Annotated in this window: 10 protein-coding genes; 7 read left to right on the forward strand and 3 right to left on the reverse strand. The window is 68.8% G+C overall.

Annotation, left to right across the window (positions count from 1 at the left end):
* The first annotated feature begins 1 nt into the window (after position 1).
* Positions 2-805, forward strand: coding sequence for an SDR family NAD(P)-dependent oxidoreductase (locus tag ACI3KU_RS14710; RefSeq protein ID WP_404923056.1), 804 nt, complete (start codon positions 2-4; stop codon positions 803-805).
* Between the two features lie 528 nt (positions 806-1333).
* Here ACI3KU_RS14710 and ACI3KU_RS14715 read toward each other — a convergent pair.
* Together ACI3KU_RS14715 and ACI3KU_RS14720 are read right to left on the reverse strand one after the other, a co-directional pair.
* Positions 1334-1669: a nuclear transport factor 2 family protein gene (locus ACI3KU_RS14715; protein WP_404923057.1), complete on the reverse strand. Its 336-nt coding sequence runs from the start codon at positions 1667-1669 to the stop codon at positions 1334-1336.
* Positions 1662-2411 carry an SDR family NAD(P)-dependent oxidoreductase gene (locus ACI3KU_RS14720; protein WP_404923058.1) on the reverse strand — a complete coding sequence of 250 codons (750 nt, stop codon included), beginning with the start codon at positions 2409-2411 and terminating at the stop codon, positions 1662-1664. The genes ACI3KU_RS14715 and ACI3KU_RS14720 overlap by 8 nt, the downstream gene beginning before the upstream one ends.
* A gap of 25 nt (positions 2412-2436) precedes the next feature.
* Between ACI3KU_RS14720 and ACI3KU_RS14725 the strand changes: the two genes are divergently transcribed.
* Together ACI3KU_RS14725 and ACI3KU_RS14730 are read left to right on the forward strand one after the other, a co-directional pair.
* On the forward strand, positions 2437-3423 hold the full coding sequence (locus ACI3KU_RS14725; RefSeq protein ID WP_404923059.1) for a C-terminal binding protein: 987 nt from the start codon (positions 2437-2439) through the stop codon (positions 3421-3423).
* Between the two features lie 241 nt (positions 3424-3664).
* Positions 3665-4522, forward strand: coding sequence for a fumarylacetoacetate hydrolase family protein (locus ACI3KU_RS14730; RefSeq protein WP_404923060.1), 858 nt, complete (start codon positions 3665-3667; stop codon positions 4520-4522).
* Positions 4523-4609: 87 nt separating this feature from the next.
* Here the strand turns inward: ACI3KU_RS14730 and ACI3KU_RS14735 are convergent, their stop codons facing one another.
* Positions 4610-5449: an SMP-30/gluconolactonase/LRE family protein gene (locus tag ACI3KU_RS14735; RefSeq protein WP_404923061.1), complete on the reverse strand. Its 840-nt coding sequence runs from the start codon at positions 5447-5449 to the stop codon at positions 4610-4612.
* A gap of 95 nt (positions 5450-5544) precedes the next feature.
* On the opposite strand from ACI3KU_RS14735, the gene ACI3KU_RS14740 reads away from it, so the two are divergent.
* The 4 genes from ACI3KU_RS14740 (at position 5545) to ACI3KU_RS14755 (ending at position 15816) form a co-directional block, all read left to right on the forward strand.
* On the forward strand, positions 5545-6138 hold the full coding sequence (locus ACI3KU_RS14740; RefSeq protein ID WP_404923062.1) for a DNA-3-methyladenine glycosylase I: 594 nt from the start codon (positions 5545-5547) through the stop codon (positions 6136-6138).
* Positions 6139-6179: 41 nt separating this feature from the next.
* Complete coding sequence (locus ACI3KU_RS14745; RefSeq protein WP_404923063.1) at positions 6180-8408, forward strand: LLM class flavin-dependent oxidoreductase; 2229 nt, start codon at positions 6180-6182, stop codon at positions 8406-8408.
* Between the two features lie 164 nt (positions 8409-8572).
* Entirely contained in the window at positions 8573-14689 is a 6117-nt protein-coding gene (locus ACI3KU_RS14750) for an Ig-like domain-containing protein (RefSeq protein ID WP_404923064.1), read from the forward strand.
* A 152-nt stretch (positions 14690-14841) separates the two neighbouring features.
* Positions 14842-15816 carry an AAA family ATPase gene (locus ACI3KU_RS14755; protein WP_404923065.1) on the forward strand — a complete coding sequence of 325 codons (975 nt, stop codon included), beginning with the start codon at positions 14842-14844 and terminating at the stop codon, positions 15814-15816.
* Positions 15817-15962 lie beyond the last annotated feature (146 nt).

A 15962-nucleotide genomic window follows, 5' to 3' on the forward strand; every position in this document is an offset into this window, starting at 1 on the left:
TATGCGACACGACCAGGAACACCGCAGCGTCGTGGTGACCGGAAGCGGCAAGGGCATCGGCCGCGCCATCGCCGAACGACTCACCGCCGACGGCTGGATCGTGGTGGGGCTGGAGCGCTCCGCCGGCTCCGGCAGTCTTGAATCCGGCGCTGTCGCCGCCGTCGTCCTGGGGGACTCGTCGGATGTCGCGACGCACGAGCGGGCCGCCGCCGAAGCCACGGCGCGCGCACCACTCGCCGGCTGGGTCAACAACGCCGGCATCACCCGTGCCACTCCGCTGCACGAGCTGAACACTGAAGCGGTGCGTGAGATCGTCGACATCAACGGCCTCGGTTATATCTGGGGCTGCTCGGTGGCGGTGCAGACCTTCCTCGCCCAGTCCAGCGGCGGCGCGATCGTGAACATCGGCTCCATCCACGGCCGCGCGGGACACCCCGAGTATGCCGCATACGAGTTCACCAAGGGCGGCATCGACGCCCTCTCCCGCAGCGTCGCGGTGACGTACGGCGGGGCGAACATCCGCTGCAACACCCTCGCTCCCGGCGGCGTCCGCACCCCGCACCTGGAGGCGCAGATCGCCAACGCTGCTGATCCCGTGGCCGAGGAACGCGCGCTCTCGGAAGGACCGCCGATGGGTCGCATCGCCACGGCGGAGGAGGTCGCCGCCTTCGCAGCCTTCCTCCTGTCGGACGAGACCCCGTACCTCACGGGACAGTCGATCGCCGTGGATGGTGGGTGGACCTCCGGCTTCGGTGATCTGTCCCTCCGCCCCTCCATCGCCGCGTATTACCCGCCCCGCGGCTGAGCCCGCGTCGTCCGGGCTGCTCCGGGACCACGGGTCGACCCACCGGTGCTTGAGCGCGCGCCGTCGCGACGTGAGCTACGCCTGAATCGCCGAACCTGGGTGCGGTCAGCGGCGAGATCCGTCAGCCCCGCGAAGAATGTGCTCCGAAACGAGGACGATGACGCGTGCGTGCCGCAAGAGTGCGGGTTTCGTCCTCGTTTGGCGCATATGTCCTCGTTTCGCGACACTGCGCAACGTCGGTTCTCACGGGATCCTCTGCCGGGGGCACGCGCGTTTTGCTTCGGTCACCTCTACCGCTGCTGAGACCACGCGCGCGCCGGCGCCGGACCTGGGGGCAAGCGTCGCCTTTGGCGAGCACGGTGATCGCCGGCGGGCGTGCTTCGAAACGAGGATGATGACGCGTACGTACCGCTTGCGGGCGGGTTTCGTCCTCGTTTGGCGTAAATGTCCTCGTTTCGCGACACCCGCGACACCCGAGATGACGTGCTCGCGTCGTGTCGGGCGCACCCGAACCTCCGCGCCGGGGGCTTACGCCTTCAGCATCGACGCGCGCGCGATGCGACCTTCGGCAACGTCGAACGTCGCGATCGTCTCCGTGGACACGCCCGCGTTGATGACGTACTCCCGCGCGATCACCCACCGCTCGCCGAACAGCACCGTGGAGTCGATCACGCACGACAGCTCGGGGTTCTGGAGTCGCGGCTCGTAGAACGCACGGATCGCTGCTGCTCCCATGATCGGATCGGCGGCGACGCCGGTGATCATCGCGTCCTCCGCATAGGTGGCCACGAAGGCGTCCAGGTCGTGCGCGTTGAAGGCGTCCAGCTGCGCGAGAACGGTGTCATGTGCGGTGCGGTCAGTCAATGCGGGTGCCTCCGTTGGCGTCGTACGTGGCGCCGGTGACGAACGCCGCGCGCGGGGAGGCCAGACCCGCGATGATCCAGGCGATGTCCTCGGGCTGGCCGAACGCGCCGAGCGGAATGCCGGCTTCCAGCTTCGTTCGGGCCTCGGGAGTGAGGTTCGCGGTGATCGCGCTGTCCACTGCGCCGGGCGTCACCGCGTTGACACGGATGCCCTCGGACGCGAGGTGGCGGGCGAAACTGCGGGTGAGCGCCAGGATCGCGCCCTTGCTGGCGGCATAGTGCATGCCGGTCGCGAGCGCTCCGACCTGTCCGGCGATCGACGCGACGTTGATCACACTGCGATCGCCCTCGGCCGCGCGCAGCAACGGGAGGGCCGCGCGCGTGAGCCAGAATGTGCCGCGTGCGTTGGTCTCCATCACGAAGTCCCACTCGTCCAGATCGATGTCGGGGTAGGCGGTGTACGGGCACACGCCGCCGTTGTTCACCAGCACGTGAAGATGGCCCCACGCCTCGGTGATCTCGGCGACGAGCGCGTCCACCGATGCGGCATCACGCAGGTCGAGGCGGGAGACGTGAACCTCCGTCGCGCCGGCCTCACGGCATCGCGCCGCGACATCCGCCGCAGCCTCTTCGCGACCCGTGTAGGTGATCCAGAGGGCATGGCCTTGTGCCGCCACTTCGAGGGCGACAGCGGTCCCGATACCGGAACTCGCACCCGTGATGAGAGAACGTCGTGCTGTCATGCAGAAATGCTATAGCATTTTCCGCATGACAGCCTCTCGTGTGCTCGTGACCGATTGTGACCTGCCCGGCACCCCCGTCGAGGACGCGCTCTCCGCCGCTGGTATCGACGCCGCACGCGCTGCGGAAGCCACCCCCGACGTCTTCGCCGACGCGGGCGCCGAGGTCGAGGCGCTCGTCGTCCAGTGGGCGCGAATCACGGGAGAGGTGATGGACACGATGCCGAAGCTGCGCATCATCTCCCGGCTCGGCATCGGCTACGACATGATCGACGTCGACGCGGCCACGGCGCGCGGCATCGCCGTCGCGAACACGCCCAGCTACTGCATCGAGGAGGTCGCCGCGCACACCGTCGCGATGATCATGGCGGAGGCTCGCGGCCTCGCGTCCTACGATCGTGCAGTGCGCGAGGGCACGTGGCGCGCCGTCGACGCCCGTCCCGCCGCCGTCCGCCCCTCTGCCACGACCGTATCCGTGCTGGGATTCGGCCGCATCGGCTCGCTGGTGGCGCGCTCGCTCCGTGGCATCGGCTTCCGCGTCCTCGTGGCCGACCCCTACGCCTCGGTCGACGCGATCGCCGCAGCGGGGTGCGAGGCGGCGACCATCGCTGACGCGGTTGCCGCCGCCGACGTGCTCACCCTGCACGTTCCGCTGACGGCCGAGACTCATCACCTCATCGATGCGGCGGCCCTGGCCACGATGCGCGCTGGTGCGGTGATCGTGAACACCTGCCGCGGGCCATTGGTCGACGAAGATGCGCTGGTCGCGGCGCTGGATGCGGGAACGATCGCCGGTGCGGCGCTGGACGTCTTCGCCGCGGAACCGCTGCCCACCGAGAGCGTATTGCGCGGCCGGGACGACGTGCTCCTCACCCCGCACGCCGCCTGGTACTCGCCGGAAGCTCTCGTTGATCTGCCTATCCACGCCGCGCAGAACGTCATCGACTTCCTCTCGGGAAGTGCGGGGGCCGCCATCGTGAACCGCGACTACGCCCGGGTGGCCGCCGGGAACTGAACCCCGGCAGACTGGGCGAGATTGGGCGGTCGGCGCGGTCTGCCGCGCACCAGTGCAGGGACGGCCGATCGACCACTGGCCTTCCGCGCCAGGACGGCGCGGCCGAATGCGTGATGCCGCGCGAGAGATGAGGAGTCACCATGCCGTTGATGCGTCTGGGTATGGCCGATCGAGCACTGACCTTCCGCGCCAGGACGGCGCGGCCGAACGTGCGATGCCGTGCGAGAGATCAGGAGTCACCATGCAGTTGATGCGTCTGGGTACCGCCGGAGCAGAGCGTCCGTTCGTCCGTGACGATCAGGGCGTGCTGCGCTCGCTGTCGTCGCTGACAGCCGAGATCGACGGCGCTTTCCTCGCAGCCGACGGGATCGCCCGCACCCGCGCGGCGCTCGCGGCCGGGGAGCTCCCTGCGGAGCCGGAGGCTGAGCAGCTGCGGATCGGGGCGCCGATCGCGCGGCCGATGGCGGTTGTCTGTGTCGGGATGAACTACGCCGCTCACGCCGCCGAGTCTGGTTCTCTTCCTCCCGAGCGTCCGGTCATCTTCTTCAAGCACCCCAACACGGTCGTGGGTCCCGACGACGACGTTCTGCTTCCGCCGGATTCGCAGCGCAGCGACTGGGAGGTCGAACTGGGTGTGGTGATCGGGCGTCGTGCGCGCTATCTCGCGTCGCCGGAGGCCGCGCTCGAGGCGATCGCGGGATATGTCGTGTCCAACGACGTGTCCGAGCGCGAGTACCAGATCGAGGTGTCGGGCGGACAGTGGTCCAAGGGCAAGTGCGCCGAGACGTTCAATCCGCTCGGGCCCGCGCTCGTTCCCGCCGACGAGGTCGATCCGCAGGCGCTCCGACTCCGCAGCTTCGTCAATGGCGAGCCCCGTCAGGACTCCAGCACCGCCGACATGGTGTTCTCGGTCGCGCGGCTCGTGTGGGAGCTGAGCCAGTACATGGTGCTGGAGCCGGGTGACCTCGTGAACACCGGCACGCCGGAGGGCGTCGCGCTGTCGGGTCGGTTCGAGTACCTGCAGGACGGCGACGAGATGCGCATCGAGATCGACGGGCTGGGCACGCAGACCCAGCGCGTCCGCCGCGCCACGGTCTGACCCCATAACCCGCGAGACTTCCGTCTGTGGGTGAGAATCCCCGCGTTGCGCCGATTGTCGTCCACAGACGGAAGTCTCGCGGGTGTGCTATCCGGCGTAGGGGGTGACGGGGAGGCCGGTGACGCCGGGGGTCGCGGCGAAGAGCGCTCCGGCAAGCGGATCGTCGGTGATGCCCTGGCGGGAACTGGTGATGTACAGCGTTCGCAGATCATCGCCGCCGAACGCGCACGCCGTGGTGCGCGCGGTCGGGACCTCGATGCGCTCGCGCAGCACGCCGTTGGCGTCGAAGCCCAGCACACCGTGCCCATCCCACAGCGCCACCCACACCGACCCGTCCGCAGCGACAGTCAGGCCGTCCGGATGCCCCAGCACCGGGTCGATCACGGCGAACGGACGTCGGTCTACCAGCCCGTCAGGGGTCACATCGCAGACGTCCACGCGGCCGGTCGCGGTGTCGACGTAGTAGCCCAGGGATCCGTCGGGAGAGGTGTCGAAGCCGTTGGAGACCGTGACAGGGGAGAACTGCACGCGCACGTCGTCACCGGTGATACGCCAGAACTGTGCGGCGTCGGTGGTTCCCTCATACGCCATCGATCCGGCGTAGAGGCGGCCGGCGCGGTCGGTACCCGCATCGTTCAGCCGAATCGTCGGATCGTTCAGCAACCGCACCAGCTCGACGGGAATCGTCTGCGGATCATCCGCGCCGAGAAGCGCGTGCTCCCCGCCCACCACCCAGCCGCCGTTGCTGCGCGGGCGCAGGAATCCGGTGAACGCATCGACGTGCATCCGCGCCACGTCGCCGCCCGGCAACAGCGTCAGCACGTCACCGCGGCTGCCATCCACGAATCGCAGACCGCCCCAGCCGGGCCACCACACCGGGCCCTCGCCGTGCTCCGCCACTGCCGCCGTCACCTGTTCTGCACGCACGGTCCCAGCCTAGAAGCACTGGTGCCGACGATGACGCGCAGCCGGTCCCGTGCCGACCGGATTCACTGTCCGACCCCACCGCTAGCCTGGAGGGCATGGCGGATGTGATCACGGGGAACGACGGAATTGCGCGCTGCGCCTGGGCGGGGCACGAGGAGATCTACACCCGCTACCACGATGAGGAGTGGGGCCAGCCGATGCATGGCGACCAGCGCCTCTTCGAGAAGGTGACTCTCGAGGGATTCCAAGCCGGACTCAGCTGGATCACCATTCTTCGCAAGCGCGAGAACTTCCGCGCGGCGTTCCACGGGTTCGATCCCGAGCAGATCGCCCGCTACGACGAGAGCGACGTCGAGCGCCTGCTCGCAGACGCCGGCATCGTGCGCAACCGGGCGAAGATCCACGCGGCCATCGGCAACGCCCGCGTCCTCATCGAGATGGCTCCGGGGGAGTTCGATGAGCTCATGTGGTCGTTCGCGCCCGCGACGCATGTCGCTCCGGAGTCCTTCGCCGATGTCCCGGCACAGACCGCGGAGTCGAAGGCGATGAGCAAAGAGCTGCTGCGTCGGGGGTTCCGCTTCGTCGGCCCCACCACCATGTACGCCCTGATGCAGTCCGCCGGCATGGTCGACGATCACGTGCGGGGCTGTCACCGAGGGGCGACCCTCGCCCCCTCCGTGCAGGAATAGCCTGAAAGAGCCGACGCGCGGGTCGACAGACGAGGAGCACCATGGACTACGGTCACGACCTCCGCTTCGGAAGCTTCATCACGCCCACGGCATCGCCCGCGCAGAATCCGGTGGTGCTGGCACAGGTGTCGGAGGCCGCTGGGCTGGACCTGGTCACCTACCAGGACCATCCGTATCAGCCCGCGTTCCTCGACACCTGGACGTTGATGGCGTATGTCGCGGCGGTGACGGAGCGCATCCACATCGCCGCCAACGTGATCAACGTGCCGCTGCGCATGCCCACCCTGCCGCGCGCCGCGGCCTCGCTCGATCTGCTCTCCGGTGGCCGATTCGACCTCGCGCTCGGTGCCGGAGCCTTCTGGGATGCCATCGCGGCGATGGGCGGACCTCGCCGCACCGCCGGCGAGGCGGTGACCGCGCTGGAAGAAGCCATCCGCATCGTGCGCGACACCTGGCGCACCGATGCCCGGGGCGGGGTGTTCCACGACGGCCCCGCCTATCCGGTGCATGGCGCGAAACGAGGCCCGCGCCCCGCGCACGACATCCCGATCTGGATCGGTGCACTGAAGCCGCGAATGCTGCGACTCATCGGGCGCACGGGTGACGGCTGGCTGCCCTCCGAGTCGATGATGCAGCCGGGCGACCTGGATGAGGGCATGGTGCGTATCGACGATGCCGCGCGCGCGGCCGGGCGTGAACCCGAGCAGATCCGCCGCCTGCTCAACATCGGGCCCGAAGCCGACACTCGGTCCTGGGCGCACCGCCTCGCCGCGCTCACCCTGAACAGCGGCGTGAGCACCTTCATCCTGGCCTCTGACGACCCGCAGACCCTGCACCGGTTCGGTCAGGAGGTCGCGCCGGCCGTCCGTGAACTGGTGGAGCATGAGCGCGCCGCCCGCGGTACGGCGGCCGCCGACACGCGCTCTCGCTCCGTGCGGGCTGCCCGCGTGGCCGGTATCGCCTATGACGACGTCCCCGCCGGGTTGCGCGCGATCGAGCCGGGAGACTTCGACTACGCCAACGTGCGCAACACCTACACGCGCGGGGGCAGCCCCGCACTCGTGCTGCTGCCCGAGGACACCGCCCAGGTCTCCGAGGCCGTCCGCTTCGCCGCACGACACCCGGACGTCCCGCTCTCGGTGCGCAGCGCCGGGCACGGGATCAGTGGGCAGAGCACCAACGACGGTGGACTGGTGATCAACCTGCGCGCACTGAACAGCATCGAGGTGCTGGACGAAGAGCGCCGGCTGGTCCGCATCGGCGCGGGAGCGCGCTGGAGCGAGGTGGCCGCGGCCCTCGGGGAGCACGGATGGGCGCTCTCCTCCGGCGACTCCGGCGGAGTGGGCGTCGGCGGTCTCGCCACCGCAGGAGGCATCGGCTATTTCTCGCGCGAATACGGTCTCACGATCGATCGACTCCGTGCGGCGCAGATCGTGCTCGCCGACGGGAGCAAGCATCGAGTGGACGCTGAGCACGATGCCGACCTCTTCTGGGCGGTGCGCGGGGCTGGAGCCAACATGGGTATCGTCACGCATTTTGACTTCGAGGCGATCGAGGTCGGGCCCATCGGCCACGCGCGCCTGATCTATGACGCCAGCGATCTGGAGGAGCTGTTCACCGTGTGGGGTCGGGTGGTCACCGAATCACCGCGTGACACCACGGCTTTCTTGACTGTTGCGCCACAGCGCGGTGGTCGCTTCATCGCGATCGCAGCGATCGTGGTGGATCAGGCCGACCCGGACATCGTGCTGTCGCGCCTGCAGCCGTTCGCGCAGGTCGCACCGATTCTCGATCAGTCCGCGCATATCACCACCTACGCGCAGGTGGTTGCGGGTGCTGATGACGGTCCGCAGCAGGGGCAGGGCGCGCCCATCACGCGGTCGGGACTGTTCCGGGATCTCTCGCCCGAGGTCGTGACGGCGGCGGCAGCTCTGGTGCGCAGCGGGCAGACCCCCTTCTTCCAGATTCGCGCGCTCGGCGGTGCCGCATCCGACGTCGACGCCGACGAGACCGCCTTCGCTCACCGCGAGGCACAGCTCTCCCTCGTCGCATTCGGCAGCGACGCGGACCGACTCGGCCTGATGTGGGAGCCGCTGGGAAGCCACTCCATCGGCCTGTACACGAGCTTCGAGGCCTCCAATCGGCCCGCGCGCATCGACGAGGCATTTCCGCCGCACGTCCTGGCCCGACTCCGACGCATCAAGCAGCGGGTCGACCCGCATCGCCTGTTCCGCGACAACTTCCCCGTGGGCTCTGACGCTTCTGAATGAGTTTGCCCCAGCCTGTGGATAGACGGCCATCGGGGCGACACGGATGTCTGCGGCGCCGGGTAGGCTGATCTGACCGTTCCGCTTTGGGGAAAGCTGCGGAATAATCCGCGGGGAACGGTGCGAAAGGGAAGTTGGGGTGCCGCGTGGGGACGGCGAAAACATGGATGGGCCGACGCCGCACGGCGATCGCCACCACTGTGGCGATGATCGCCGCGGGTGTCACCGTGGCCACCATGGCGATCGCCTACGACGGAACGCCTGCTGCCGAGATCGAGCTCAATGACGGCGGCGTGTGGATCACGAAGCAGAGTGCGCTCGTCGTCGGCCATGTCAACCCCAGCGCCGCGGTCCTCGATGGCGTGGCGCGCTCGCAGGCTACCGACTACGACGTGCTTCAGTCCGGCTCCACGGTTCTGATCACCTCAGCCGGCCAGGTCGGTGTGCTCGACCCGGTCAGCTACACGGTGCGAGGGCCGGTGGCTGTGCCCGCGACCGCGCAGATCTCGCTGGGCGGCACAACGGTGAGCGTGCACGACACCGCAACGGGCGACCTCTGGGTGATGACGGCGTCCGCCCTCGCCGGTTTCTCCGCATCGATGCCGGCCACGCGCACTCTCGGCCCCGGCTCAGTCGTCGTCGTCGACCGCACAGGTACCGTGCATGCGGCGTCGGCGGAATCAGGGGAACTCCTCTCGATCCCGGTTTCCGCGATGGGAAGCGTTGGCGATGTCCAGACGCGCGAACTCGACGCGGTCGACGCGAACGACAAGCTCGCGATCACGGCCGTCGGCTCGGAGGCGGTGGTACTGGATCGCACCTCGCGGACTCTCTACACGGCGACGGGCCGGCTTGCCGAGCTGCCCGAGTCCATCGATGCTGCCGCGCTCGTCCCACAGCAGCCCTCCGATGCCGACCCCGCGGTCCGATTCGCCTCTCCGGACGCCGTGGTGACCGTCCCTCTGGACGGCGGCGACATCGCCGAGCGTGCGCCCGCTACCCCGGGCGGCATCCCGGCGGCACCGGTGCGCATGTCCGGGTGCACCTACGCGGCGTGGGGCGGCACCGCTGCTTTCCTGCGGGAGTGCGCGGATGACGCCGAGCTCATCGATACCAACATCGAGGGCGTCGGCTCCGAGACGGCCCTCACCTTTCGGGTGAACCGGCAGTCGGTGCTGTTGAACGACACCGTCAACGGCGTCGCCTGGATGCTCGATTCCGCCCTGCAGCGGATCGACAACTGGAACGATCTCACCCCGCCAGACGGCGAGAGCGACGAGCGCGGGGACTCCGCGCACGACACTCCGCAGCAGGCGCAGCCCGAACGCGGGGACCAGAACACCGATCCCGTGGCGAATGACGACTTCTTCGGCGTGCGTGCCGGCCGTGCCACCGTCTTGCCGGTCCTGGAGAACGACAGCGATGCCGATGGCGACGTCCTCACCGTGAGCGTCGAGAATCCGTCCACTCAGCTCGGCGCGATGACCCCGATCCTGAACGCGCAGGCGCTGCAGGTGGACATCGCGGATTCCGCTACGGGCACGATGACGTTGCCATACTCCGTCGACGACGGGCGGGGCGGCACCGCCGGCGCGATGGTGACCGTCACCGTGCATCCGTCGTCCCAGAACGGCGCTCCGGAACAGGTGCGCGCCGACCAGATCATCCCGGTGGAGGCTGGTGCCGCCACCACATACAACGTGCTGCCGGACTGGCGCGACCCGGACGGCGATGACATCTATCTCCAGTCGGCCGTGGTCGCCGACGGTGACGAAGTGTCCTTCACCCCGGACGGACGCGTGACGTTTCGCGCCATCGGCGGCACGAGCGGCCCGGTGGACGTCCAGGTCGTCCTGTCGGACGGCACGGCAAGCGCTTCCGGTGCGCTGCGGTTCGATGTTCGCGCCCCCGGGAGCACCACACCCGTCACCAACGCCGATCATGTCGTCACCCGCGTGGGAGAGCAGGTCATCGTCTCGCCCCTTGCGAACGATGTCTCGGCCGGCCAGGATCCGCTGAAGCTGGCGCTCGTCCAAGAGCACGCCACCGCCACGGTGGTGCCCGACTACCTCAACGGCTCCTTCAGCTTCCAGGCAGACTCGCCGGGCACGCGCTACGTCACCTATCGGGTCTCGGCAGGATCGGCCTCGGCGTCGGGTGTCGTCCGCGTCGACGTCGCTGATGCGGCCGGAGCGGCCCAGCCGCCCGTCGCCGTGCAGGATACGGCACTGCTGCCCGTCGGTGGTGAGGTGCTGGTCGGCGTTCTCGACAACGACATCGACCCCGCGGGTGGTGTGCTGGTGGTTCAGTCGATCACCACCGACGATCCCGGCATCTCCATCTCTCTGGTCAACAACCAGACCCTGCGGATCGCGGACACCGGGCTCGCTCAGCAGACGCGGGTGCGCTACGTGATCTCCAACGGCGCGCAGTCCGCCGAGGGCGATGTCATCGTGATCCCGCTCCAGCCATCCACCGATCAGGCAGCACCGCAGGCGGTGCCGGACATCGTGGTGGTGCGCGCCGGCGATGCCGCCACCGCTCACGTCCTCGACAACGATTCCTCGCCGATCCACTCGCCACTGACGCTCTCTCGGGAGCTCCAGGACGTCGTGCCGGCGGACGCTGCCGATCGCATGTTCGTCTCCGGAGACACCGTGCGGTTCCATGCCGGCGCGGAACCGGGCGATGTGCGCGCCCGATATGAGGTCACCGACGCTCTCGGACAGCGCGTCGCAGCCGACGTCACCTTCCAGGTGATCCCTATCGACGAGGCAGACAACGTCGCTCCCACTCCCCGCGATCTCACGGCGCGTGTCATCGCGGGCGGCGTCGTTCCGATCCCGGTTCCGCTCGATGGGATCGACCCTGAGGGGGACTCCGTCGAACTCGTGGGCATCGCCAGCGCTCCTACCCGAGGGCGCGTGATCGCCACAGCGGATGACCGAATTGAGTACGAGGCGTTCCCCGACTCTGCGGGCACCGATCTGTTCACGTACCGGGTGCGCGATCGACTCGGTGCCGAGGCCATCGCCACCGTGCGTGTGGGAATCGCCGGCGCTCTGCCCGACAATCAGGAGCCGTTCGCGGTGGCCGACCATGTGATCGCCGCTCCGGAACGGGTGATCGATGTCAGTCCTCTCGACAACGACAGCGACCCTGACGGCGATACCCCGCTGACGCTGATCCGCGACGCGCTCGTCGTGCCCGCAGACATTCCCGGGCTGGAGGCGCACGTCGATGGCTCCCGTGTCGTCGTCACCACCCCCGCCCTCCCCGACGGCGAGAAGATCCGCACCGCCCTGCAGTACACCGTGCAGGACAGTCGCGGCGCGACCGCCGTCGGAGTCATCGACCTGACCGTCGACAGCACCGTGCCGCTCCAGCCGCCGTTGTCTCGTGATGATCGCATCCGGCTCGAGCAGATCCCCGAGGACCGCGTCGTCTCCGTCGACGTCCGTGCGAACGACACCGATCCGGATGGGACGGCCGCCGCGTTGACGGTGTCCCTTCCCGAAGCGACGGACGCGGAGCTCCAGGCCGATCAGAGTGTTCGCGTCACGGTCGGAGCGCAGCGCCAGCTGATCCCGTACACCGTCACCGATGCCGACGGCCTGCAGGATTCGGCGTTCCTGTTCGTTCCGGCGGTCAATGACCTCCGCCCCGAGCTGTCTGCCACGGCGGGTGCAGTGACGGTGCGATCCGGCGAACTGGTGACCGTGGCCCTCGCCGACTACGTGCGCGCTGAGGGCGGGCTGCCCGTGATGATCGCCGATCGGGATCAGGTTTCGGCGCTGCAAGACGACGGCAGCGGACTGATCATCGATGATCGGACGCTCCAGTACCGCTCGCGAGCGGACTACTCCGGATCAGACGCGCTCACTGTTCTCGTCACCGACGGCGCATCCGCGGACGATCCCGCCGGGCGCACGGCCCTGTTGTCGATCCCGATCACGGTGGTGCCTGCTGACGCGACCAACACTGCGCCGTCCTTCTCCGGCGCCACGATGACGGTGCCACGAGGCGAGACGGCCACGTCGCTCTCTCTCGCCGGTCTCACGCGGGATCCCGATGACGGCGATATGGCAGCGATGACCTACGCCCTGGTGGGGTCCGCGCCGGAGGGCATCACCGCTGCGATCAGCGGAGAGACACTGTCCGCGTCGGCGACGGCCGACGGTGTCGTGGGCCTCGTCGGCAGCATCACGGTGACCGCCACCGACGGCAAGTCCGATCCTGTCGCCGCCACCTTCCAGATCCGCACCACGCGCAGCGAGCGCCCCTTCGCCGTGGCCGTTGCCGACGTCATCACCGACGCCGTCGCGGGCGTCGCGCGCACGATCGATGTCACAGCGAACGACACCAACCCCTATCCAGAGGCACCTCTGCGAGTGGTCGGTGCCACGCGCCTCGCGGGTGCGGGCTCCGTGTCGTTCGAGGGTGCCGAGGTCACCGTCACCCCGGACGCCGACTTCGTCGGAACGCTGACCGTGCGCTACCGCATCGCCGATGGGTCGGATGACGCGGCGCGGCAGGTCGACGGTCTGCTGACCGTGACGGTCCGCGATCGGCCATCCGCTCCCGGTCGACCGACCGTCGGCGGTCTCACGGAGAACTCGGTGGTGCTGTCCTGGAGCCCGCCGGAGTCCAACGGGTCGCCGATCACCGGCTACACCGTGTCCTCCGACGACGGCAGTGTCACCGTGCCGTGCGCATCGACGGCGTGCACGATCGGGTCCCTGCAGGCCGGTCGCGACTACCAATTCCAGGTGACCGCGACGAACGCGGTCGGAACCTCCGCGCCCTCCGCGCTGTCCGATACGGTGCGGCCCGAGGCGCGCCCCGACGCACCCTCCCAGTTGTCCATCACCGCGGCTGACGGCATGATCGTCGCGGGGTGGGCGGCTTCGGCACCGTCCGTGAGCACCTATAACGTGGAGATATCCCCGGCGCCACCTGCGGGCAGCGCAGTGCAGACGGTCAGCGCGACCACCGCGACGTTCACCGGGCTGCAGAACGGAGTCGCCTATCGCTTCCGGGTGCAAGCGCTGACCGATGCCGGCCTGACTTCCGACTGGTCAGCACCGTCGGGGCCCGCCACTCCGTCCGGCCCGCCGAGCGCGCCGACAGCCCCGACCGTCGTCGTGGGTGAGCCCACGGACACGGGTGCCACCCTGACCGTGACATGGCAGGAACCCGCGGCAAACGGCTCGCCGATCACGGGATACGTGCTCACTGTGTTCCGCGATGGTGCCGAGCTCACCCAGCTGTCGTCGACGACGACGACGACAACGGCCGACTATCACGTTGATGGTTCGCGCGAGCAGTACTCGTTCTCGGTGGTGGCCGCCAACGATCGTGGGTTCAGCCCACCCAGTCCGCGGTCGGCACCGGTCAACGCCATCGCCACACCCGGCCAGCCCACCGGAATCGGACTCCTCCCCGGAGATCGCGAGGTGAAACTGCGCTCATTTCCCGCGGTCGCGGGCAACGGTGCCGATCCCTCACAGATCGAATACGAGTACGCTCTGAACGGCGCGCCCTGGCAGGTCCTCGCGGACGGCACCCAGGGAGGCTCGATCGCGGCCACCAACGGCACGGTGTACTGGGTGCAGGTCCGCGCGGTCACCGTCGTGAACGGTAATCGCTACGCCGGGCCCGCATCGGCGAGCTCGAACAAGGTTGTCCCCTCGGGGCCGCCGGCGCCCCCGGACGCTACCGCAGTAGTCAACGGCACGAACGTCGCGCTCACGTGGTCACCGGGTCCGAGCAACGGCGCCGCGGTGAACAACGTGCTGTGGCAGGTGACCGGCCGGCAGGTGAAGACCGAGCTGCCCAGCGGATCCACCACCGAGAACGTCGGGTGGGGTTTCGTCGGCGAGGTCAGCTTCTGGGCGGTCGACGCCGTCGGAGCCAAGGGGGAGCCGACCATCATCCCGATTAGCACGGGCGTGGATCCCGACGCGCCGATGCCGCTCACGCTGCGTCCCAACACCGCGATCACGCTGCCCGACGGTCGCTCGGGAGAGAACATGTCGGTGCTGACCGGGGACACCGCCGGCCTTGTGCTCTGGGACTGCGTCGTGAACGACGTCGTCCTCATCCGCTATCAGCGCTCCCTCGCGCCGAACGGCGCCGAGACCCTGCGCGACTGCTATGGCGCGGCCGGCGATGAGATCTGGCTGGTGGCGGAGTGGGACTCCTCCTCCCCATACCCCCCTCGGACCTGGTCGAACGCGTGCATTGTCGGCGAAGGCTGCTCCACCACACCGAAGTCCGGCTAGCGTCGTCACAACCGCCGCACAGACCCGATCCAACCGCGCTGACCCGATCCAACAAGGACCCACCCGAGATGTACGAAGAACACCCTCCCCCCGCGTCGGGAGACGACGCAACACCAGGCGGGGAAGCGTCAGCGCCCCCCGACGCCGCTCCGGTGCCGATGAGCGCCGAGCAGGCCGAGTGGTTCGCGGAGGCGTTCGCGCGCCTCGTCAGCCACGTCGGCGGGGTGATCATCGGCAAACCCGAGGTCGTGGCGCTGGTGCTGCAGGCAATGCTCGCCGAAGGACACGTCCTCCTGGAGGACGCACCCGGAACAGGAAAGACGAGCCTGGCGAAGGCGCTCGCCGCGACGGTGCAGGGAACGAACAGCCGCATCCAGTTCACCCCGGACCTGCTGCCCAGCGATGTGACGGGTGTCACCATCTACGACCAGCGCACACAGGAGTTCGAGTTTCACCGGGGGCCGGTGTTCGCGTCGATCGTGTTGGCAGATGAGATCAACCGGGCATCGCCGAAGACGCAGTCGGCGCTCCTGGAGGTGATGGAGGAGGGGCGCATCACCATTGACGGCGTCGCTCACGCCGTCGGACGTCCCTTCCTCGTGCTCGCGACGCAAAACCCGATCGAGACCGCAGGCACCTATCGGCTTCCGGAAGCGCAGCTGGACCGCTTCCTGGTGAAGACGTCCATCGGCTACCCCGACCTCGACGCCACCGAGGCGATCCTCGGCGGCACGGGCACGCGGGTCTCCCAGCGGACGCTGTCCGCCATGATCACGACCGACGCCGTGTCAGATATGGCCGATCTCGCTGCCACCGTCCATGTCGAACCTGCCGTGCTGCGCTACATCGCAATGCTCGCCGAAGCCACGCGAAACCACGACTCGGTTCGCCTGGGTGTGTCGGTGCGTGGTGCCATCGCCATGGTGCGGATCGCGCGGGTGCGGGCGGCATCGCTCGGACGGCACTACGTGATCCCCGACGATATCAAGGCGCTTCTCGCTGCTGTCTGGCAGCACCGTATCGTGCTGGATCCCGAAGCCGAGTACAGCGGCATGACCGGCGAAGCCGTGCTGGCGCGGGTCGTCACGTCCGTGGACGCTCCTCTGCATCGGAACTCTCCGGAATGATCCCCACGCCGTCTCGTCCCGCCGATGCTCGCCGTTCCCGCAATCTGCGGGCGCGGTCGACGCGTGCGGAGCTCGACGACACGGCAACCCAGACTCGGGATACCACCCGCACGCCACGCACTCGGGTGACGTCTGCGGCAGCCACG

Source organism: Microbacterium sp. ZW T5_56 (genome assembly GCF_044987425.1).
Lineage (GTDB): Bacteria > Actinomycetota > Actinomycetes > Actinomycetales > Microbacteriaceae > Microbacterium.

What these genes read in the sequence shown, in the direction of transcription:
- ACI3KU_RS14745 (WP_404923063.1), top strand. Translation starts at nt 6,180, where the DNA reads ATGGACTACGGTCACGACCTCCGCTTCGGAAGCTTCATCACGCCCACG.
- ACI3KU_RS14750 (WP_404923064.1), top strand. Translation starts at nt 8,573, where the DNA reads ATGGGCCGACGCCGCACGGCGATCGCCACCACTGTGGCGATGATCGCC.
- ACI3KU_RS14740 (WP_404923062.1), top strand. Translation starts at nt 5,545, where the DNA reads ATGGCGGATGTGATCACGGGGAACGACGGAATTGCGCGCTGCGCCTGG.
- ACI3KU_RS14725 (WP_404923059.1), top strand. Translation starts at nt 2,437, where the DNA reads ATGACAGCCTCTCGTGTGCTCGTGACCGATTGTGACCTGCCCGGCACC.
- ACI3KU_RS14730 (WP_404923060.1), top strand. Translation starts at nt 3,665, where the DNA reads ATGCAGTTGATGCGTCTGGGTACCGCCGGAGCAGAGCGTCCGTTCGTC.
- ACI3KU_RS14710 (WP_404923056.1), top strand. Translation starts at nt 2, where the DNA reads ATGCGACACGACCAGGAACACCGCAGCGTCGTGGTGACCGGAAGCGGC.
- ACI3KU_RS14720 (WP_404923058.1), bottom strand. Translation starts at nt 2,411, where the DNA reads ATGACAGCACGACGTTCTCTCATCACGGGTGCGAGTTCCGGTATCGGG.